The 631-nt window shown below is 64.2% G+C and carries 1 protein-coding gene; it reads right to left on the reverse strand.

The window, feature by feature from the left end:
- Positions 1-629, reverse strand: a 629-nt coding sequence (locus tag NKJ90_RS33410; protein WP_352487785.1) for an NAD(P)-dependent oxidoreductase, incomplete at its 3' end; no start/stop codon positions are given.
- Positions 630-631: the final 2 nt, after the last annotated feature.

Consider the following 631-nt stretch of genomic DNA (forward strand, 5'->3'; position numbering starts at 1 on the left):
TCGCTGGTCGACAGCACGTCGTCGAGCGAGGCCGGCTCGACGCCATTGTCGACGAGGATCGATGGCGGTAGCCAGGGATCGAAGACTTTGGTGCGGGTGCGGAAGCCCGACAGCAGCCGGTTCAGCGCGCGGCCGAGATCGCCGAATCCAATGATGCCGACATCGGCGCCCGACAACAGCCGCGCCGTCAGGTTGCCGTCGCCACCCCAAAGTTCCCGACCCTGGCGGAAGGCGAGGTCGGCATCGACGATGTCGCGGGCGAGGTTGAGCGCCATGGCCAGGCCAAGCTCGGCCACCGGCTCGGCGAACACCAGGCCGGTGGTGACAACATGGATACCGCGTTGAAACAGCGTCTCGTAGGGCATGTTGTTGATCAAATTGGTCTCGACATTGAAGACGCAGCGCAGCGCTTTCATCGCTTCCAGCGTCCGCGGCGAGATCGGCGGCTGGCCGACGATGTAGCGGGCCTCTCCCAGCACATCGGCCGGCAGTTTTGCAACGCCGTCGGCGGTGGTCTCGACGACACGGTATTTTGACTTGAGGCGCGCCAGTTGCGGCGATGTGAATATGAGGTCGAGCGTGCGTGGCTCCGGCGCGCTGATGACCAGCGGCAAGGCATTGTTTGACATGA

This window comes from Mesorhizobium sp. M0051 (assembly GCF_040323235.1).
GTDB lineage: Bacteria > Pseudomonadota > Alphaproteobacteria > Rhizobiales > Rhizobiaceae > Mesorhizobium.